At 65.7% G+C, this 19,350-nt stretch carries 24 protein-coding genes; 10 read left to right on the top strand and 14 right to left on the bottom strand.

What is annotated here, in order from left to right; all coding sequences use genetic code 11:
- The first annotated feature begins 17 nt into the window (after window positions 1–17).
- From ABD197_RS11080 to ABD197_RS11070, 3 genes are all read left to right on the top strand, one after another.
- The gene (locus tag ABD197_RS11080) at window positions 18–1,472 is read left to right on the top strand and encodes a GntP family transporter (protein WP_344054490.1); all 1,455 of its coding nucleotides are present in this window, start codon (window positions 18–20) and stop codon (window positions 1,470–1,472) included.
- Window positions 1,473–1,578: 106 nt separating this feature from the next.
- Window positions 1,579–2,568, top strand: a complete 990-nt coding sequence (glpX, locus tag ABD197_RS11075) for a class II fructose-bisphosphatase (RefSeq protein ID WP_344054488.1) — start codon at window positions 1,579–1,581, stop codon at window positions 2,566–2,568.
- 114 nt (window positions 2,569–2,682) lie between these two features.
- Window positions 2,683–2,892 (top strand): UDP-N-acetylmuramyl pentapeptide phosphotransferase, encoded by a 210-nt coding sequence (locus ABD197_RS11070; RefSeq protein WP_344054486.1) that lies wholly within the window; start codon window positions 2,683–2,685, stop codon window positions 2,890–2,892.
- 31 nt (window positions 2,893–2,923) lie between these two features.
- Here ABD197_RS11070 and ABD197_RS11065 read toward each other — a convergent pair whose 3' ends face one another.
- Window positions 2,924–4,243, bottom strand: coding sequence for a DNA recombination protein RmuC (locus tag ABD197_RS11065; RefSeq protein ID WP_344054484.1), 1,320 nt, complete (start codon window positions 4,241–4,243; stop codon window positions 2,924–2,926).
- A 50-nt stretch (window positions 4,244–4,293) separates the two neighbouring features.
- On the opposite strand from ABD197_RS11065, the gene ABD197_RS11060 reads away from it, so the two are divergent.
- The gene (locus ABD197_RS11060) at window positions 4,294–4,734 is read left to right on the top strand and encodes a helix-turn-helix transcriptional regulator (RefSeq protein ID WP_344054482.1); all 441 of its coding nucleotides are present in this window, start codon (window positions 4,294–4,296) and stop codon (window positions 4,732–4,734) included.
- A 9-nt stretch (window positions 4,735–4,743) separates the two neighbouring features.
- Window positions 4,744–5,154 carry a VOC family protein gene (locus ABD197_RS11055; RefSeq protein WP_344054479.1) on the top strand — a complete coding sequence of 137 codons (411 nt, stop codon included), beginning with the start codon at window positions 4,744–4,746 and terminating at the stop codon, window positions 5,152–5,154.
- A 3-nt stretch (window positions 5,155–5,157) separates the two neighbouring features.
- On the opposite strand, the gene ABD197_RS11050 is transcribed toward ABD197_RS11055, so the two are convergent.
- The gene (locus ABD197_RS11050; RefSeq protein WP_344054477.1) at window positions 5,158–5,766 is read right to left on the bottom strand and encodes a 3'-5' exonuclease; all 609 of its coding nucleotides are present in this window, start codon (window positions 5,764–5,766) and stop codon (window positions 5,158–5,160) included.
- A gap of 72 nt (window positions 5,767–5,838) precedes the next feature.
- Here ABD197_RS11050 and ABD197_RS11045 point away from each other — a divergent pair, with 72 nt between their 5' ends.
- The 3 genes from ABD197_RS11045 (at window position 5,839) to ABD197_RS11035 (ending at window position 8,550) form a co-directional block, all read left to right on the top strand.
- Complete coding sequence (locus tag ABD197_RS11045; RefSeq protein WP_344054474.1) at window positions 5,839–6,588, top strand: class I SAM-dependent methyltransferase; 750 nt, start codon at window positions 5,839–5,841, stop codon at window positions 6,586–6,588.
- 94 nt (window positions 6,589–6,682) lie between these two features.
- Complete coding sequence (ychF, locus tag ABD197_RS11040; RefSeq protein WP_344054472.1) at window positions 6,683–7,759, top strand: redox-regulated ATPase YchF; 1,077 nt, start codon at window positions 6,683–6,685, stop codon at window positions 7,757–7,759.
- A 293-nt stretch (window positions 7,760–8,052) separates the two neighbouring features.
- Window positions 8,053–8,550, top strand: coding sequence for a hypothetical protein (locus ABD197_RS11035; protein ID WP_344054470.1), 498 nt, complete (start codon window positions 8,053–8,055; stop codon window positions 8,548–8,550).
- A gap of 83 nt (window positions 8,551–8,633) precedes the next feature.
- Here ABD197_RS11035 and ABD197_RS11030 read toward each other — a convergent pair whose 3' ends face one another.
- The 12 genes from ABD197_RS11030 to ABD197_RS10975 all read right to left on the bottom strand — a co-directional run bounded on the left by ABD197_RS11030 (window position 8,634) and on the right by ABD197_RS10975 (window position 18,227).
- The gene (locus tag ABD197_RS11030) at window positions 8,634–8,810 is read right to left on the bottom strand and encodes a hypothetical protein (protein ID WP_344054468.1); all 177 of its coding nucleotides are present in this window, start codon (window positions 8,808–8,810) and stop codon (window positions 8,634–8,636) included.
- Window positions 8,811–8,875: 65 nt separating this feature from the next.
- Complete coding sequence (locus ABD197_RS11025) at window positions 8,876–11,539, bottom strand: phage tail tape measure protein (protein WP_344054466.1); 2,664 nt, start codon at window positions 11,537–11,539, stop codon at window positions 8,876–8,878.
- On the bottom strand, window positions 11,532–12,008 hold the full coding sequence (locus tag ABD197_RS11020) for a hypothetical protein (RefSeq protein ID WP_344054463.1): 477 nt from the start codon (window positions 12,006–12,008) through the stop codon (window positions 11,532–11,534). Before ABD197_RS11020 ends, ABD197_RS11025 begins: the two co-directional genes overlap by 8 nt.
- A gap of 504 nt (window positions 12,009–12,512) precedes the next feature.
- Window positions 12,513–12,656: a hypothetical protein gene (locus tag ABD197_RS11015; RefSeq protein WP_344054461.1), complete on the bottom strand. Its 144-nt coding sequence runs from the start codon at window positions 12,654–12,656 to the stop codon at window positions 12,513–12,515.
- Window positions 12,657–12,668: 12 nt separating this feature from the next.
- On the bottom strand, window positions 12,669–13,331 hold the full coding sequence (locus ABD197_RS11010) for a hypothetical protein (protein ID WP_344054459.1): 663 nt from the start codon (window positions 13,329–13,331) through the stop codon (window positions 12,669–12,671).
- A gap of 215 nt (window positions 13,332–13,546) precedes the next feature.
- Window positions 13,547–13,792 carry a WhiB family transcriptional regulator gene (locus ABD197_RS11005; protein WP_344054458.1) on the bottom strand — a complete coding sequence of 82 codons (246 nt, stop codon included), beginning with the start codon at window positions 13,790–13,792 and terminating at the stop codon, window positions 13,547–13,549.
- Between the two features lie 159 nt (window positions 13,793–13,951).
- Window positions 13,952–15,121: a DUF3631 domain-containing protein gene (locus ABD197_RS11000; protein WP_344054457.1), complete on the bottom strand. Its 1,170-nt coding sequence runs from the start codon at window positions 15,119–15,121 to the stop codon at window positions 13,952–13,954.
- A complete protein-coding gene (locus ABD197_RS10995; protein ID WP_344054455.1) occupies window positions 15,118–15,399 on the bottom strand; it encodes a hypothetical protein in 282 nt (93 codons plus the stop codon). The genes ABD197_RS11000 and ABD197_RS10995 overlap by 4 nt, the downstream gene beginning before the upstream one ends.
- Before the next feature lie 92 nt (window positions 15,400–15,491).
- The gene (locus tag ABD197_RS10990; RefSeq protein WP_344054452.1) at window positions 15,492–15,695 is read right to left on the bottom strand and encodes a hypothetical protein; all 204 of its coding nucleotides are present in this window, start codon (window positions 15,693–15,695) and stop codon (window positions 15,492–15,494) included.
- 104 nt (window positions 15,696–15,799) lie between these two features.
- Window positions 15,800–16,291: a hypothetical protein gene (locus ABD197_RS10985; RefSeq protein ID WP_344054450.1), complete on the bottom strand. Its 492-nt coding sequence runs from the start codon at window positions 16,289–16,291 to the stop codon at window positions 15,800–15,802.
- A 78-nt stretch (window positions 16,292–16,369) separates the two neighbouring features.
- A complete protein-coding gene (locus ABD197_RS10980) occupies window positions 16,370–16,795 on the bottom strand; it encodes a hypothetical protein (protein ID WP_344054448.1) in 426 nt (141 codons plus the stop codon).
- Between the two features lie 91 nt (window positions 16,796–16,886).
- On the bottom strand, window positions 16,887–18,227 hold the full coding sequence (locus tag ABD197_RS10975) for a recombinase family protein (RefSeq protein ID WP_344054446.1): 1,341 nt from the start codon (window positions 18,225–18,227) through the stop codon (window positions 16,887–16,889).
- 209 nt (window positions 18,228–18,436) lie between these two features.
- Between ABD197_RS10975 and ABD197_RS10970 the strand changes: the two genes are divergently transcribed.
- A complete protein-coding gene (locus tag ABD197_RS10970) occupies window positions 18,437–18,646 on the top strand; it encodes a hypothetical protein (RefSeq protein WP_344054444.1) in 210 nt (69 codons plus the stop codon).
- A 134-nt stretch (window positions 18,647–18,780) separates the two neighbouring features.
- Complete coding sequence (locus ABD197_RS10965; protein ID WP_344054442.1) at window positions 18,781–19,341, top strand: alpha/beta fold hydrolase; 561 nt, start codon at window positions 18,781–18,783, stop codon at window positions 19,339–19,341.
- Window positions 19,342–19,350: the final 9 nt, after the last annotated feature.

The raw sequence follows: 19,350 nt of genomic DNA, 5'->3' as shown, positions 1-19,350 counted from the left end.
TCGAAGGAGACACGTTCATGTCCACTCCCGTCCTGCTCGCCATCGGAGTCGGAGGCATCCTGCTTCTGCTCCTGCTGATCGTCAAACTGAAGGTCAATGCCTTCCTCGCCCTGCTGATCACGAGCATCCTCGTCGGCCTCGCCGCCGGCATCCCGCTTGCGACGATCCCCGCGACAGAGGACACTCCGGAGAAGCTCGGCATCATCCCGGCGATCATCGCGGGTATGGGCGGCACGCTCGGATCGGTCGCGATCCTGGTGGCGCTCGGCTCGATGCTCGGCCGGATCATCGAGCTCTCCGGGGGAGCCACGAGCCTCTCGGGCCGGTTCACCAAGCTCCTGGGTCCGCGCCGCGTCTCGGGGGCGCTCACCGCAGCGGCACTCGTGCTGGCGATCCCGGTCTTCTTCGACGTCGGGTTCATCATCCTCGTGCCGATCATCTACGGCTTCAGCCACGCGGCGGGACTCAATCCGGTCAAGTTCGGCCTGCCGATCGCCGGCGTGATGCTCGCGGTGCACGTCGCCGTGCCGCCGCACCCCGGCATCGTGGGCGGTGCATCGCTGCTCGGCGCCGACGTGGGCATGCTGACCCTTCTCGGCATCGCGATCGCCATTCCGCTGGGCGTCCTCTCGCACTTCGTCTCGAAGTGGATCAATCGGCGCGAGTTCCCGATGCTGGCCTCCACGAAGGTCATGTTCGAGGACTTCGGCGGCGGCGATGACACCGGCATCGGCGGCGTCGGCCCCGGCACGACCATGACCGGAACGCTCACCCGCACCGAGGCCCCGCCGTCGGCCGCGATGATCCTGACGCTGATCCTGACCCCGCTGGTGATGATCGGCCTCGGCACGACGGCGGCGACCGTCCTTCCGGCGGGATCCCCCGCGCGCGACGTCCTCGGGTTCATCGGCGCCCCGATCTTCGCGCTACTGGTCACCGTCCTGCTCGCCGGCTTCTTCCTCGGCGTCCGGCGCGGCTGGTCGAGCGCCCACATCTCCGAGGTCTTCGAGTCGGCCCTCCCGCCCGCGGCGATCGTGATCCTCGTCACCGGAGCGGGCGGCGCGTTCGCCCGCATCCTCACCGAGTCGGGGATCGGCAAGGCGCTCGCCGACACCCTCCTGTCCACGGGGCTTCCGATCATCGTCCTGGCGTTCCTCGTGTCCCTCTCGCTGCGCGCCGCCCAGGGCTCGGCGACGGTCGCGATCCTCACCACGGCCGGTCTCCTCTCCGAGGCCGTCCTCTCGGGCGGATACAGCCCGATCCAGGTGGTCGTCATCACGCTGGCCATCGCCTTCGGCGCGCTCGGTCTGTCCCACGTCAACGACTCGGGGTTCTGGGTGGTCACGCGCTATCTCGGCCTGAGCGTCGCGGATGGTCTGCGAAGCTGGACGGTGCTGACGACGATCCTCGGCATCGTCGGATTCCTCCTCACATTCCTCGTCTGGGCGCTCGTCGGCGGTGTGTCCGCGTGACGCTCGACCTGCTCGAGGATGCCGCTGCGTCAAGAAACGCGAATCCTTCGCTCCGCCGGCCGGGCGTTTCCCGGTCGGCGGGGCGGCCCGTGGCTAGGCTGACCTCATGGTGAGCCTTACCGCCGACATGAGTCCGCTGCATCCCGACCGAAACCTCGCGCTGGAGCTCGTCCGTGCGACCGAGGCCGCGGCCATCCGGGCGGTGCCATTCATCGGTCGAGGCGACAAGCTCGCCGCCGATGGCGCCGCGGTCGACGCGATGCGGGCGTTCTTCAACACGGTGAACTTCGACGGCACGATCGTGATCGGCGAGGGCGAGAAGGACGAAGCGCCCATGCTGTTCAACGGAGAGAAGGTCGGCAACGGCCGGGGTCCGCAGTGCGACGTCGCCGTCGACCCGATCGACGGCACCTCGCTCACGGCGGCGGGCCGCCAGAACGCGCTGTCGGTGATCGCCGTGTCCGACCGTGGCAGCATGCTGGACGCATCCACCGTCTTCTACATGGACAAGCTGGTCACCGGACCCGCCGGAGTCGGCGTCGTGGACATCCGCCTGCCGATCGGCGAGAACATCCGGCTTCTCGCGAAAGCGCTGGGCAAGCCGATCGACGAGATGGTCGTCTCGGTCCTGAACCGTCCGCGCCACGAACAGCTCATCGCCGAGATCCGCGAAGCGGGAGCGGGCACCCGACTCATGTCCGACGGCGACGTCGCCGGCGGAATCAACGCCGCGCGGCACAACGCCCGGACCGACATGTGCGTCGGCATCGGCGGGAGCCCGGAGGGCATCGTCACCGCGTGCGCGATCAAGGCGCTCGGCGGTCACATCCAGGGCGTGCTCTGGCCGCGCAACGACGACGAGAAGCAGAAGGGCGCGGATCACGGCCTGAAGACCGACGGGCACGTCTACGAAGCCGACGAGCTGGTCACGGGACAGAACACGATCTTCGTCGCGACCGGCGTGACGGACGGTCAGCTCGTCGCCGGCGTGCGCCGAGAGGGCGACTTCATCTACAGCGAGAGCGTCGTGCTGCGCGGGCGCTCAGGCACCCTCCGCCGCATCGTCTCGGAGCACCTCACCTCGAAGTGGCTGTAGCGGCGCGGCGCGCAGGGTGACCGAATCGTCACACGGTTCGGCGACGTTCTCTGGCAGAATCGAACCTGTGTCGATGGGGATGCGCGATTGTCTCCGTACCCGAAGGGTCTCCCGATGTCCGCACAAGCCAGTGGTGCCCGGCCGCAGACCGGCGCGATCGCGGTGGTCGCCGACGCGACCGACCCGGCCCGGCGTCCCGACGTCCTCTTCCGCGTCCGCCGCGACGAGGACCATCAGGTCTCGGCGTGGTGGATGGTGGGTGCGTTCGTCGGCGTGTCCGTCGCCGTGGTCGCCCTCCTGAGCTTCGTTCCCGGGGGCGCCTGAGCCGCCACGCGGCTCACGTCACGCTCGTGGATCACTCGCGGGTCGACAGCCGATCGCGGACGTCGCCGAGGTCCGCGATGACCCTCGGCTCGGATGCCGCATCCGTGGTGTGCGGCGCGTTCACCGCGGCAGGCTCGACGAATTCGGGAGCCGTGAGTCGACGCGGCGCGCGCTCGATGCCGGCCGGCTCGCTCAGCGCGTCAAGTTTCGTCTGATCGATTCCGGGGAACCGGCGCGCGGACACCAGGACGCGCGTCTCGAGGGAGCCGGCGAACCTGTTGTAGCTGTCGACCGTCCGCTCGATCGCGCGTCGGAGGTCGTCGGCGTGTCCGGCGAGGGTGCCGAGCCGCTCGTACAGCTCGTTGCCCAGGTCGAACAGCGCGCGGGCCTCCTGGGAGACGTCCTGCTGGGTCCACGTGTACGCCACGGTCTTCAGTACCGCCCACAGGTTGACGGGGGAGGCGAGCGCGACACGCTTGCCGAACGCGAAGTCCAGCAGCGCGGGGTCCTGTTCGAGGGCGGCCGAGAGCAGGGATTCGCTCGGCACGAAGCACACGACGAATTCCGGGCTCGTCTCCAAGCCGGCCCAGTACGCCTTCTTCGCGAGGGCGTCGATGTGCGCGCGGACCGCTCTGACGTGCTTGTCGAGCAGCGTGGAGCGGCGCGCCCCTTCGGCACCCTGCGCCGACGGAGCGATCGCACTCGCCTCGAGGTAGGCATCGAGCGGCACCTTCGCGTCGACGGCGATGGTCTTGCCGCCGGGCAGGCGGATGACCATGTCGGGCCGACCGGCCCCGGCATCCGAGGTGATCGAGATCTGCGTATCGAAGTCGATGTAGCGGGTCAGGCCGGCGGCCTCCACGACGCGGCGCAGCTGCGTCTCACCCCACACCCCTCGGGTGCTGCCCGAACGCAGCGCGCTGGCGAGCGACTCGGTCGTCGCGCGCAGTGCCTCGTCGGAGAGCTGAGCCTGCCGCAGCTGCTCGGCGAGCGTGCCGAACTGCGCGTGACGGTCGCGTTCGAGGTCGTCGACCTTGTTCTGCATGTTCTGGAGCGTCTCGTGCACGGGTGCGAGGGCGCGGAGGACCGACTGCTCCCGTCGCTCGCGCTCTTCGCGCAGCGCCTGATCGGTGCGCGCCTGCGCGGCCAGCTCGCGATACAGCAGGTGCTGATGCTCGAGCTGCGCCTGGACCCCCGCCCGCGTCGCCTGCTCGGCCGCCAGTCGCGTCTGCGCCGCAGTGAGCGCCTCGCTCGCGCGCGTGGAAGCGCGCGCGGCGCCGGCCGCCCAGCCGGCGAGCAGACCGGCTGCGAGAGCGCCGATCGCCACCACGGAGAGAGTGAGTGCGTCCATTCCTCAAGGATGGCCTGGGGGTGCGACACCGGCCGGTGTAGCGTCGGAGCATGTCGCCGGAGGAGATCGAGAACCTCGCGCATCTGCGCCGGGCCCGCGACCTGATCGACCGGGACTACGCGCGACCGCTCGACGTGCCGACGATGGCTGCGAAGGCGCTGATGTCGCCCGCGCATTTCTCGCGACGCTTCCGCGCCGCGTACGGCGAGACGCCCTACGGCTACCTCATGACGCGGCGGATCGAACGCGCGATGGCGCTTCTGCGCGATGGTGCCACGGTGACCGACGCCTGCATGGAGGTCGGCTGCACGTCACTGGGTTCGTTCAGTGCGAGCTTCACGCAGATCGTCGGGATGACGCCGAGCGAGTACCGCCGACAGGAGCACGACGCGCTCCGGGCCATGCCGTCGTGCGTCGTCAGGGCCCGTGCCCGTCCGGAGCGAGCGGGTCGGAGCAGGATCGGAGAAGCGCGGGGCGGTTCGGCGGCGTAGCGTCCTGGCATGGACATCGCACTGCAGTACACGAACGTGACCGTCACCGACGTGGACGAATCGATCGGCTTCTATCGCGACGCCCTCGGGCTCGACGTGCTGAACGACGTGGCGTCGGGGGAGCACCGCTGGGTGACGCTGGGCACACCCACGCAACCCGGTCTGGGCATCGTGCTGTCCGAGCCGCACGCCGGTCGATCGGAGCGCGACGGGGACGCGATGCAGGAGCTGCTGACGAAGGGCGTCCTTCCGATGCTCGTCTTCCGCACAGACGATCTGGACGCGCTTTTCGAAAGGGTCCGGGCGTACGGCGCCGAGGTGCTCCAGGAGCCGATCGATATGGGCTGGGGTCAGCGCGACTGCGCGTTCCGTGATCCGTCGGGCAACATGGTGCGGATCGCCCAGGCACCTGCTGTCTGATCGTCAGACGAACAGCAGGGCGGGCTGATCCGTCACCGGGACCGCCCCCTCGAGTCGAGATACGCGGACGGATGCCGCGGCGGCGAGCCCCGCGACGTCCTTCGCTCCGACCAGTTCGGCGGCGTGGATCATGATGTGCGCGCACGCGAGCGCGTCGGCGGTGGCGTCGTGATGCGCGAAGTCGATGAATCCGGCGGCCGCCGCCACCGACGGGAGCCGATAGGACTCGAGGTCGTAGAGCTTGCGGGCGACCTGCAGGCTGCAGACGTACTCGAACGGCGGGTGCACGTCGCCGGTCGCTTCGCACGCGCGCCGGAGGACCGTCATGTCGAAGCCCGCGTTGTGGGCGACCAGCACGTCGGAGCCGGCGAAGTCGGTGAGATCGCCCAGCTGCTCGCTCCACGTCTTGGCGTCGGCGACGTGCTCGGGTTCGATGCCGTGGATACGGACGTTGATCTCGAAGAAGCGGTCGTGTCCGGGTGGCGGCTGGATGAGCCACCCGGCCGTGGCCACCACGCGCCCGTCGCGCACCCGTGCCATCCCGACCGCGCACGCCGACGCGTTGCTGGAGTTCGCCGTCTCGAAGTCGATCGCGGTGAAGTCGAGGGGCACGCGTCCAGGCTCGCCCCGGGCAGCCCGCGCAGGGGGGAGGCGCGCCGCGGGAGCCGGGCATAGGCTCGCGGCATGAGTGGTGACGAGAGGCTGGCGCGCTCGTTCGGCGCCGAAGCCCACACGTACGAGACCGGTCGCCCCGACTATCCGATTCAGGCCGTGGACTGGCTGCTTCAGCCGGTCGCGGGCGGCGAGCGCCGCATCCGGGTCGCCGATGTGGGGGCGGGGACGGGGAAGCTGACGCGGGTCGTGCAGGAGCTGGGTGCCGAGGTCGTCGCGATCGACCCGGATCCGCAGATGCTCGCCACGCTGCGCGAGAGCGTGCACGCCGTCCCGACGTTCGTCGGGACCGCCGAGCGGATGCCGCTCCCCGACGACAGCGTCGACGCGGTGGTCCTCGGCCAGGCATGGCACTGGGTCGATCCGACTGCTGCCGCGGCGGAGGCGGGCCGGGTTCTGCGGCCCGGCGGAGTGCTCGGACTCGTCTGGAACCTGCGCGACGACGATGTGGACTGGGTCGCCCGGATGACGGCGGTCATGCACGGCAGTCACGCCGAGGAAGTCCTCGCCGAGGGGCCGCCGCAGGTGGGTGAGCCGTTCGGCGAACTCGAGAGCGCCGAATGGCGGTGGACGAGGCCCATGAATCGTGCGACCTTCCTCGCGATGGCCCGCTCGCGCAGCTACGTCATCACCGCGCCGGCGGACGAACGCGCGCGTATCGAGGCGGGACTTGTCGGGGTGCTCGATGACATCGGTGCGATCGGGGACCACGTGGTCGATCTGCCGTACGTGACGCGCGCGTTCCGAGCGCTGCGGCGGTGACCGGGGAGCGGCATCCGGTGGTCTTCGCCGCCCGCGCCGTCGACGCGTCCGTCGACGCGGGGGCGGCGGCCACCCGCACGTAGACTGAATGCCCGTGGCTCTCACTATCGGTATCGTCGGTCTGCCCAATGTCGGCAAGTCCACCCTCTTCAACGCACTGACTAAGAACGACGTGCTCGCGGCGAACTATCCCTTCGCGACGATCGAGCCGAACGTGGGCGTCGTGTCGTTGCCCGATCCGCGGCTCGGCAAGCTCGCCGAGGTGTTCCACTCCGAGCGCATCCTGCCCGCCACGGTGTCGTTCGTCGACATCGCCGGGATCGTCCGGGGCGCGAGCGAGGGTGAGGGGCTGGGCAACCAGTTCCTCGCGAACATCCGCGAGGCCGACGCGATCGCGCAGGTCGTCCGCGGATTCACCGACGACGACGTCGTGCACGTCGAGGGCGGCGTGAACCCGAAGAACGACCTCGAGACGATCAACGCGGAGCTGCAGCTCGCCGACCTGCAGACGCTCGAGAAGGCGATCCCGCGCATCGAGAAGGAGGTCAAGGGCAAGAAGACCGACCCCGCTGCCCTCGAGGCCGCGGTCGCGGCGAAGGACGCCCTCGAGCGCGGTCAGCTGCTTTCGCACTCCGGCATCGACCTCGCCCCGATCAAGGAGCTCGGACTTCTCACCGCGAAGCCGTACATCTATGTCTTCAACGTCGATGAGGCGATCCTGACGGATGCGGCGGCCAAAGCCGCCCTCGAAGAACTCGTCGCCCCGGCCCACGCGGTCTTCCTGGACGCGAAGATCGAGTCCGAGCTCATCGACCTCGACCCGGAGGACGTGGCGGAGCTGCTCGCCTCGACCGGCCAGGAGGAATCGGGGCTCGACCAGCTCGCCCGCATCGGCTTCGACACGCTGGGCCTGCAGACCTACCTCACCGCGGGGCCGAAGGAAGCGCGGGCGTGGACGATCGGCAAGGGCTGGAAGGCTCCACAGGCCGCGGGCGTCATCCACACGGACTTCGAGAAGGGCTTCATCAAAGCCGAGGTCATCTCGTTCGACGACCTCATCGCGACCGGCTCGATCGCCGCTGCGCGCGCCGCAGGCAAGGCGCGCCTGGAGGGCAAGGACTACGTCATGCAGGACGGCGACGTCGTCGAGTTCCGCTTCGGAAAAACATGAACGTTATCGATCTGTAACATTTGGTGGGTTTCGAGAGCCAGCGCCATGAAACACATTTAGCCCATTTACAGACGATTCGCGCTAACCTAGATTCATGTCGACGACCACTCGCCTCCCCAACGACGGTTCGGCAACTGCCGCGCTCGTCTCAGAGGCGCGCGATCGAAGTGAACGCGTTGGTGGCACAAAGCTAACCTCCGCTGAGCGAAGCGAGGCTGCGACCAGGTACGGGAAGGTCTACCGGGCGACGCCTGACGACGCAAGACTTTTTGCCGCATGGCTCAAGCGGAAGCGTGCCGCTTAGCTGGATCGAAGCCAACCTTGACTCGGTTCAACGTCTGAGGGGCTTCGAGTGCGCTTATCCGGCGTACGTCGGACGCAGGGACGGGGAGATCACCCATCCGAGGCCGTACCAGATCGTAGTCGAGAGCTTCCTCCAAGAGTTCCAACCCCCCAGGGAACTTCCGCCCGCGGTGCTCGTCGGCGAAGACGATCTGGGTATCGCGGTCATATGCGCGTATTCATACGTGGAGTACGGCGACATCCCGCCGTCATACTTCATCAACGCACTGGCACGGGCGCGCCGATGTTACGGGACGGACTACGCGCAACAGGCGCTCACGGAAACGCTTCAACGGCTGAGGGACAGAAACGCGCGTCACGGCAATGAGTACGGTGTGTACGGCAAAGTGGACAACCGAAATCGAGCGAGCCTTCGGCTGCTCCGAGCCAATGGATTCGAAAGGTTCGCGGGGGATTCGCGATTCGATTTCATGGGCCGCGATCTCTGACGTTCGTGAGCGCGCGTCAAGCCCAAGGCGGAGCGCAGAAAACCCCCGACCCATAGCGGGCCGGGGGTTGCTGTTACTGCTGGCTAGTCCTCGTCAGAGACTCGCTTGATGGTCGTGACACGCGCTGCCTTCGTCACGAAAACAGTCTTCTTCGCGACATTCTGGAAGAAGAAGAAGCCATCTTCCTGCCTGAGCGAGTACGCGCCCTCTACAGTCTCCTGATCGCCGTATCCCTCATTGATGATGTACTTCACTGCCATTTCGTCCCCCTCGGGTTGCTCGGCTTCGAACCCTAGCCAATACCTCAGACATCCCCCGTTACGGTTCAGCGCATTCGCGCTCCCGCCTGCAACGCCAACGCGGAATGCGTGTCGTAACGCTTGATCTCCTGCCCAGCGATAACGCGGGCCTGCGTCAATATGGAGCCATTGGCGTCGACCAGGGTGATGGTGTCCGGGAAAGATACCGACACCGGAGCTCCAGCGCCTGAACCGTAGCTCTGCGCGTAAATCGGCTGATCCCCTCGGACCATGCCACGCAAATTCTCGACGGCCTTGTGCCCACCAGCGGCAGCGACCTCAGCCGCAGTCCACACATGCTCACCGTCCGACGTGCCCGTGCCAGGTCCGCGCACCGCACCACCGCTCGCAAACGTCCCGAACCGTCCTGAGCCGGATACGTCGCCGTTCAAGTCGGGGAGCACCGACCGATAGATGATGTTTCCGGACAGGGTGCCGTACTTGTTCATGAAGTCCTGCACGGTCCATGTCGCTTGAGCGGTGTCCGCGATCATCTTCCACTCCGTCTCGGATGGAATGCGGAAGATCTGATCCGCCAGCGCGCCCGCCTCCTCCGCATTCATGCCGAGTTGTTCCGCACGGTCGATCAGGGTCTGGCGACTGGCCTCGAGGGTGGCCCGGTAAGCCTCCGTGTTCCCGTCGAGCTCGAACTGTTTCTCCGCGGCGTCCTGAGCTTTGCTTGCCAGTTCAACCAGCATGCCCAGGTTGTCCCGGCCGGCCTGCGTAGACGTGTCGAGAGTCGCTGAATACCCCTCCACTCCGTCGCGGGCCTTCTGGATCACCTCATCCACCCCGGCCAGCGCATCCTTGTAGCTGAGGTTCGCCGAAACCGCGTCCTGACCCACCCCGTTCGCCTCGTTGATGCGCCCGATCAGCTCGTCCAGCTTCGATGTGAGTCCTGACACCTCATCGGACGCTGCGATATAGGCGTCTGCTGCGCTCTGCGTCGACTCGGTGTTCTCGTCCGTAGCCGCGGCGAGCAGTTCGTTCCGCTTGACCGCATCTTCCAGGGTGCGGGATTCGCCCTTGACCGCTTCCTCGACAGTCACGATCGCGTTAGCGGTGTCGAAACTTCCGTCCCGCAGCGAAGTCAGTTCTTCGTTCAACTGCTTCAGCGCCGGCCCGCTACCCTCAGCCGCCTTCGTGACCAGGTTTAGGTTGACGCCAAGCTTCTCGGCAGCGTCCAGCGCGGAATCCTGCTCGAACCAAAGGACTTCCCGTTTCGCCGCCAGGTTCTCCCTGATCGCGCGGCGCGTGGCATCAGTGATCTTGTTCGTACCCTGCTCGAGCGTGTCGGCGTACTCCTGCGCCCTGCGCCTAGCCTCAGCCTGTTCGGCTGCGAGTTGACCGACGATCGCGAACAGTCCACCGAGCGCCAGTCCCGCAGCGCCCGCCTGAATGGCCGTCCTACCCATCGAGATACCGGCACCCGCCATCGTGGCCTTGAGCTCAATGAACTTCGGCACCGCGAGAAGGGCTGTACCGCCCGCCAGGGCGATAGCCGCCGTCGCACCGCCCACGGCCAGGACCGTCTCCTTCACGGGGTCAGGAAGCTCGTTATAGCCGTCCACGAGCACAGTGATGGCCTGCACCATGTCCCGCAGAACATCGTTCGCCGCAGACCCGGACGAGATCAGCGCGGTATCGAACGCCCCGCCCAGCGCCTCCAGATCACCCTTCAGGTTGTCCAGCCGTGCGCGAGCCGTCTCAGCCGCATACCCCTGGTCATCAACCGCAGCCGTCCACTCGCGGATACCGTGAGCGCCCTCGTTGTAGAGAACATTCGCCGCACGGACAGCATCGGAACCGAACATGACCGACAGGGCCGCGTTTCGCTGCTCGGGGGTGAGATCGCTCAGAGCCGTTTGCAGATTCCCCGCGAACTTCTCGAGCCCCACGAACTGGCCCGCGGCGTCATATGCCGAGATCCCCAGCTCATCCATCTTCTTCTGCGCCTCCGCAGACTGAGGGGTGAGGCGTTGCAGCATCGTCTTGAAAGACGTACCCGCATCCGAACCCAGAAGACCCTGCGACGCGAACGCAGATAGCGCCGCCGTCGTCTCCTCAATCGTCAGCCCCGTTGCCGCTGCGACCTGGCCTCCCTGAGCGAGCGCCTGCGACAGATCCGACACGTCACCCATCGCCTTGCCGGCACCCGCAGCCAACAGATCGGCGACATGGGCCATGTCCTCGCCACGCAGGTTGAACACCTTCAACGCCGTCGCTGCGATACCCGCCGCGTCGGCAACCTCAAGGCCACCAGCCGCAGCCAGATCCAGCGCCGCGTTCAGACCACCATTGAGGATGTCAGCGGTAGACACACCAGCCTTCGACAGTTCCTCGATCGCACCCGCCGCCTCAGTTGCTGAGAACACCGTGGAAGCGCCCGCGTCAAGCGCTGCCTGCCGTAGCAGATCCATGTTCGCCGTTGTCTCATGAGTCGCCGCCTGAACCGCAGACATGCCTTGCTCGAAATCAGCGAACTTCTTCACCGCCAGGGCGAACCCCGCCGCGACAAGAGTTCCCGTTGCAAGACCGATACGCCCCAGAGACTGGAACGCCTCCCGCTGCTGAGCAAGCTTCTCCGATGCCGTACCCACCTCACGGGTCGCCTTTGCAGCCTCCAACATGCCCTGCCGGTACTGCGCCACCTGGGCCGTCATCGTCACCTTCACAACCCGTTCAGGCATTGCGCTTCTCCTTTTCCTTCGCCACCAGCGCACGCAACTGCTCGGCCGGCATACCCTCGTTCACGGCCCACGCCGCAGCGGCCAGATCAGAACGCGTGGCGGCATCCAGAAGCCCCCACAACTCCGACCACGCCTCAGCGGTCACCGCATCGCCGTCGACCGTCAGCGAGCCCTCTGGGTACAGTCCCGTCACCGCTTCAACGTCGTAACCGACGCCGCGGTCCTGAGCCACCCCGGGCCGAGGCGGGTGGCTGTCCTTCAGCAGCATCCACGGCCCCGCAGGACGCACCTGACTGAAGACGATCTCCACCAGCACGTCACCAACAGCCAACTCAACCGGCATCGTGAACAGCGGCCTATTCCGCGCCCGCTCGATCAGATCGGTCAGCCGACTACGCACCGGCTCAGGTGTGGAAAGCTCCACAACGGGCTCCGGACGCAACGCCGACAACACACTCTCAATACCCATACAGATCACTCCTCCGTCGTTCTGCGTGTGCCCTTTGACGACACGCACCACTGCAATACCTCTTGTCCGACCGGCCCCACACGAACCCGCCACACACCGGACACGCCACCCCCGTCCGCCACCGCGAACGCAACTGAGCCGACAAAGACCGCAACTCAACCGCCGCCCTCTCCGTCCGCTCCAGCAGATCCAGCAACACCGACTCGGGCAACGCCCTCAGTCGCTCCACCTCCGCATCGCTCAACATGTCCGCGCCGCCACCCACCGGCAACCGCCATGCGAAAAAGTCACGCGGATCATCACGGCGAATCACCTCAAACCGCGGAACCTGACGCCTGCGCACAAATCACCAACTTTCTGACCGATGAGCCGTCAGAAACGGCCCGATTCGAAACCTTTGAACCCGTCGCACCTCGGAAAGCCCTCTCCGGCGACTCTCTGGCCGCGGGTAGTTGCGGGGTCCCCCCCGTCGGTGTGAGCCGACGGGGGGACGGGCGCAATCTCTCATTCGTCGGGTTCGCTGTTCTGTGTGCTTCGTGGTTCGAGCAGCGTTCGCCAGGGGTTGTCTGGACTGGTGTCAGCGGTCAGGAGCTTGGCGTTCTCGTCCGTGATTGCTTGCGTGATGGGGCGATAGTCGAGGTTCTGCATGTTCGTGGCCTTTCAGATGTCGGCGAGTCCGTTGAGGACTTCGGTGTGGTTGGCGATGGTGGTTCCGGTGACGCCGCGTACGGAGATCTCGGGCCACACGTGGGCGACGTTGAATCGGATGGTGGTGTCCCAGGGTGTGTGGTCGAATACCCAGTTCGTCCATGCGATTGCTTCGCCGAGCTGGTTGATCTGGTCGTGCAGTCGTGTGATCTCTGCGCGTACCTTCTCCCGTTGCTTCTGCTCGGCGGCTTCGGCGTTCCCGGTGTTCTGGATGCGTTCGCGTTCTGCGGCAAGGTCGGCTTCGATGAGCTTTCGTGCGCCGTTGCTTGCGGCGATGGTGTCGATGAGGTTCTGTCGCTGGCCTCGGAGTTCCTTGACTGCTTTCGGTGTGAAGGGTGTGCCGTTGCGGTTTGCGTTGGCTGCGTCGCGGGCGTCGCTGCGGGTGGCTTCAGCTTCCAGTTCGATCCAGTTCGCTTCGATCGTCAGGAGTTCCTGTTCGGCTGTCCCGATGATCGTGTTGTTGCGATCGAGTTCGGCGAACAGTTTCTTGAGCGCCGGGGTGGTGTGTGTTGCGGGCGGGCGGGCGTCGGGGTGGAATGCGCCGGGGTCGGTGCTGAGTGCTGAGCGCTGGCTGTGGATGGCGATGGTTTCGTGGGTTGCGTTGCGTGCTGCCATGGTTTTTCTTCCGTTCGAGGTTTAGGAGTAGGGGCGTCCGTCGGTCCAGAGGGTGTCTGGGAACGGCTGTAGTTTTCGGGCTTGGGTTCGCTTGACGTCGCGGAGTGCTTGGCGGCTTTGTTCTCGTCTTTCGTTTTCTGTGAGTTGTTGGCAGGTGGGGCATTGGTTGATGGCTCTCCATACGCGGTCGTATGCGCTTTCGTGGGTTGGGGTGCTCATCTCTTGTCCTTTCGGGTTGCTCCGTAGTGCCGGCCGGCCCAGAAGCCGCCTTTGGGTTTGCCTGCCGCTGAATACGCTTCGCAAGCGGCAATCAGGGGACACGTCCTGCACATGCCGCGCATCTCGAACACGTCGCGCGGGGTGAGTTCGTCCTGGATGAACCGCGGGTCGTCTTCGCAGTTGGGGGTGTTGTCGTCCATCTGCTGGAGGAGTGCGGCGTATTCGGTGTCACCTGCGGCCACGGGTCACCTCCTGCCCGTCGACGCGCTGCAATGGGGGGAACGCGTGGCATCCCGGTTCGTGTAGCGCTTGAACGATCGGCTCGTTAGTCGTGGGGTGGTTGACGACGCGAGTCCAGGGGTTGCAGCTCTTGCAGTTCTCGAGCCAGACGCGGTACGCGCTCACCACGTCACCTCCTCGGAGTTACCGGAGTTACCGGAGTTACCGACTTCTGGGGGTGCGGGGGAGGGCAGGTATCGATCCCAGGCGTCGGCGAAATGCCAGCGCATATATCCCTTGACCGGGCGACCCTGAATCTTGATCGTGTTGTTCGTCTCGATCTCGTAGCGGGTCAAGTTCCTAGCCAGGAATCGAGCGTCGATGGGTTCACCCTTGAGGTTCGACCAGGGGGCGGTGTCCATAGACACAAGTCGGTCCAGCAGTTCCACCGTCGAGATGCGTTCCTCATCCCCCAAAGCGGTACGGATGTCCGCAAGCAACCGGATGCCGAGCGTCGCGGGCTTATCCTTCGCCGCCGCCACCAGTCGCACCGCAGCCCCGCGGGCAGTAGTTGGCCAGTGACTACCCGCCGCGTCCGCTACAGCGAGAAGGGGTTCCCATACGTCAGCGTCACGGTCCTGGATCGACTCGGGGAGTTCAGGCCACGCACCCTCGATGAGAGCAACCGAACGCGTCATGAAGTCCGAGACAGATTCATAGTGATCGAGTGCTTCCGCACCGTTCACCCGTCGCCGATATGGTTCCACTCGCTGGTCGTGCCGGCGGCGCTTCATGGCGATCACAACGGATCTCGTCATGAGGGTGTCGGGAAGCTGATTCAGGCCCGCGAGGGCGACAGGGCAGAACGACGGCCACTCCTCGGTGACTATCTCTCTACCTCGGGCAGCGGCACGCCCCGCCACAGCCCCACGCCGATAGCCGCTGTTGAGGAGTCCACGGAGGTCTTCGTTCATGTCGGACTTGCCGCCAGTGAATATGGAATCCACTTCGTCTAGAAGCAGCGTCGGCAGGCCGGCGTCATCGCTGATCTTTCGGAATATGTACGCAGTAGAAGCGTTCACGCTCAGAACTGGACGGGGAACAAGTGCCTCTGTCAGTTCGAGCGCACGCGACTTACCCGATCCGGGTTCCGGGCTGAGAAACGCGATCCGCGGTGTGTTCTCGAACACGTCTACCGCATGGCAGTGAGCGATCCACAGCGTGTGCGCCACTGAGGCGTCGTCGCTGGGGTAAGCGATGAAGCGCTCGAGGAACGACCGCATGCGGTCAAGCACGCCCCCATACCCCTGGGCATCGGTAACCTCGGTAACTTCGGTAACCGCGTTCGTCATCGTGTCACCGCCGATCGGCTCGCGGCGATCCGGTCGAGCTCTGCCCAACGCTCAGCAGTCGACTTCCGGTTGAGTGCCACCTGGAACTCGGCGAGCATCTGCCGGTGACGTGCCTTCGCTTCGTCCGAGTTGTACGCCTCGTAGTAGTACCGGGCAGCGTCAGCCTCGGCCTGAAGGAGACGAGAACGAACCTTCTCTGCGCCTGCGTGGAAACCGTCGCGCCAGAGAGCATGCAATGCCGGGGGCAGGTCGTGCGGCTGGAGTGTGCGTTCGATCACCCCACGGACAAGGGGGGAAACGGTAGACTCGGACCCAGGAACCCGCCGGCCAGCGTTATCCTCGAGCCCGCCCATGAGGCGGGTTTCGTCATTCAAGCGGCATCACCGACAAGCAGCGCGGCCAGGCGTGAGCGCTGGTCCGCTGTAAGCGGCGGTGCCGTCGCGACGACGCGCTGAATGTAATCCTCGATACGTGCCGCGCGGAGATCGCGGCGTGCAGCGATCAGGTCGGGATCGTCGGCGGATCGTGAACGGGAAAGGGATGCGACACGGGCGCGTTCAGTCGTCCATGACATAGGGAAGCCTCCAGGCAGGGAGAAACTTCCTCTGCTTGGAGGCTGGAGCAACCGGGGAGTGGCCAAACTGCCACCCAACGCCGTGAATGCTAACTATAGCACCTTCATTCGTTTAGCCGCTCGACACGCCGAGCAAACTCCCGAACAGGAATCTCAAGAATGTTGTCCGCCTCGCGCAGAGTGGCAAGCGTCGCGAGAATCGGGTAAATACGCCGTGGCTGCGCGATCTCGCGAGAGAAGCCGCATACGGGGCACCGGAGACGCCATCTGATGCGGAGGTCGTCGCGGGTGTAAATGTCTTGGTCAGACACGCGGTCGATGGGAACCCATTCGTTTCCGACGAGATACTGACCGATACCAGGAGATATCCGGTGCAGCACGTCCTGACTGTGATCGGCGTACCCGGCTGTGGAGTCGGCCCAGAAGATCTCTCCATTACGGACCTGGGCGGTGATCGAACCGATACGCCACTTGTCGTGCGAGTGAGTTGCCGTCCCGCGGCAGTAGACGGATATGTAGATGGAATCGCCGCGTGCTGTGTTTGACCACGGGCCCACACGGCGGGTCGTGTAGGTGTTCGTCTTCTTGCGGCTCATCGTGTCTCCTAAGTCGTGAGTGTTTCAGGGGGTGCCGACATCCGCGTTGCCGACACCCCCGAGACGGAAACGGCCGGACTATGAGCCAGTCGGATAAACGCGGGCAAAGAAGTCTCCGCTCGTCAGTCCAAGTTCCGCCTGGAGTGCAAACGCGCTTTGAACGGACCAGAAGCGGCCTCGGGATTCGCGCATCCAGGGAACGTTAGCGACGGGAACGTGCAACCGCTCACTGACCTCCTCGTCGGTCCAGCCCGATATCGCTTCAGGCAGTCCGTCCAGGAGTGGCATGCTGTTGTATAGCGCGTCCACCGCAATCACGACCGCACGTTCGTCCGGCTCACAGTCCTCGATCGGCTTCCATGGCTGTCCCTTGAAGGACACCATGACGCCGTCGTTCAGTCGTACCTCGGACCAGGACGGGGATTCGTCGTATCGGGTGTCCCAGAACCGGACGCCCGCCTCATACGCGGTGACGGCGGGGAGAGTAATCTGGTTGTCAGACATCGTTTGTTTCCTTTCGGTGTTTGTTGCCCCCGTTCAGACGCCAATCTCACGCGGGGGCTTCTTTCTGCCCAGCTTGTGCCGGGAAGGTCTTTTAGGTGGCCTCTGAGAGCCACTGAATCTCTACGCTCGACGGGTTGAACCCGCGCCGGCCCTGCTTCACATGTAGCAGTCGAACCCGCATCAGAGCGGCGATCACGTTTCGCCGGATCGCGATGGACGACGCTTCGAATGCATCCGCAGGCTTAGCCGCCGTCAGAATCCCCGCCACGGCTTCACCCGTCGCCAGGCTTGCCCGTTCCTGCTCAACAGATTCGAGCTCCGCACGCACCTTCCCAGAGGCTTCCGCATACCGTCTACCGTCGATCAGTTCAGCGTCATAGTCAGCGGCGATCCGATCCAAGCGCGCCCGCAGCGCAGACGACTTATCCCGCAGACTCTTGAGTCGCTCCGTGTTCGGTGCGACCAGTAGCGCGTCAAGATCCCCACGGCTCAGTCGCGCCCGCACAACACCAGCCACCAATTCGTCAACGGGTGCCATGCCGCGGGTGACATGGCCGGGGCACCAGTACCGGAGCCCATTGGTGCGGACGGGGTTGTCGCAGACACCACAGATGAACAGGCCAGCGCCGAGGTGCTTACGTGCTGTCCCCTCACGGTTCGTCACCCGCCGCGGGTCGGTGATCATGGCCTGCACGACGTCGAACAGATCAGCGGAGACGATTGCTTCCCAACGCGCGTCACCGACTACCTGCCCGCGGTGAACAGACCTACCGGCATAGCGTGGGTTCATGAGAAGGGTGCGGATTGTTGACGCGTTCCATCGGCCCCCACGACGCGTCGGCACGCCCTGCGCCTCCAGCCAGGTCGCAAGACCCTTCAGGGTTTCGCCGTTGCGGAACCGTGTGAACAGTTCCCGCACGATCGCCGCTTCCGGTTCGTGAAGCTCACCAGCCTGCGTGTAACCCGTCAACCGGACACCAGACGGGGGAGCACCCTTCAGAGCACGTTGCGCGTTCGCTCGAGCCTGCCGCTCACCCTTACGTCGAACCTCGAACCGTGCGATGCCCGCAAGCATCGTCGCCCGGAACTCACCGTCAGCAGTCGACAGGTCAATCTCGCCGTCAACCGTGACAACCTGCAATCCGCGGTCGATGAGGGTGTTCAGATCCCGGGTCGATCGCAGCAGACGGTCAAGGTCGACACCTACAACGACGTCGATCCGGCCGGCGTCAGCATCCGAGAGCATCCGTTCCCACGCGGTCCCTGCCCCTCGGTTCTTCGATGCGCTCACACCGTCATCCAGGTATGTACCGGCGACCGTCCAGCCGCGGAGCTCTGCGAGACTGCGGGTGCGCTCGATCTGCCGCTCGGGACCGTCGCCCGTCCCGTCAGACTTCGATTGCCTCACGTAGAGGGCTGCCCGTTTGCTCATAGGTACGAACTTAACGTAACGTGGTCGAGTTCCGCTTCAACGTCTGAGTTCCTCGACGTCGGCGCTTCCTTCCTGCGACGGCGCCTGATGTTTCGGTGGGCCATCGCAGGGAAGAGGCGCCCACAGGTCGGTACACGCCCGTCGCACTCCGGAAACACGCGGTGCGTATCCTCGGTTCTGGGAGAAGCTCCGAGACGAGGTGGAGTGGCATGTCGGTACCCGGGTATGAGGCGAGCGTGTGGGAGCGCTACGCGACCGAGCTCGATCTCGCCTTCGCCGACACGGTGACCCGCATCCGTGCCGTGCGTGCCGCGTATTTCGAGCACGACTTCGACATCGACCTGATCATCCGACTGAGCGGCTTCCCCGCCTGGCGGATCCGGCAAGCGGTCATGGACGGCCCGCTGCCGACGGACTGAGCCCGACGGATCGGTCGCGCACGGTCGTGGTCGGCTCGGGAACCGGGCCGGCATCGACGTTTGCTACCGTCGATGGGGCGCTCCGCCCCACGCGTCGACCGCACTCCGCCCCGCCCGAGAGGACTCACCCCCCCATGACCGATACGCAGACTCTCGAGAACGCCGGCCGTCGGGTGGAGTACGCCGTGGAGGGCGACGGCCCGGTCGGGCTGGTGCTGATCCCGGATGCCGGGCTCGACTCCGCTGCGCTCGCCGTGGTCGGGCATTACCTCGCTGAGGAGGCGGGCTTCCACGTCGTGCGCGTGGGGACGGCGAAGGACGCCTCGCCCGCGGAGCGCGCCGAAGACGTCCTCGCGGTGATCGACCGGGTGGGACTCGAACACACCTGGATCGGCGGTCACGCCTCGGGCGGCACTGTTGCGCGGGTGTTCGCCGCCGCGCACGTCGACCGCGTGAACGGACTGCTGCTGCTCGGCGTCGAAGAGACCGACGTCGCCCTGGCCCCGACGATCCCCGTCCTCATCGTGCAGGGGACGGACGACGAGAGCACCCCTCCCGAGAACGGCGAGCGGCTGCAGTCGACGGCGCCCGAGCGCGCGAGCATCAAGACGATCAGCGGGGCGGGTCACCTGTTCCCCATGACTCACCCGATCGCCACCGCCGTCATCATCGAGGAGTACCTCGACTGGGACTGACGCTCCCGC

This window comes from Microbacterium lacus (assembly GCF_039531105.1).
Lineage (GTDB): Bacteria > Actinomycetota > Actinomycetes > Actinomycetales > Microbacteriaceae > Microbacterium > Microbacterium lacus.
This window is presented reverse-complemented; position numbering and strand designations above follow the sequence as displayed.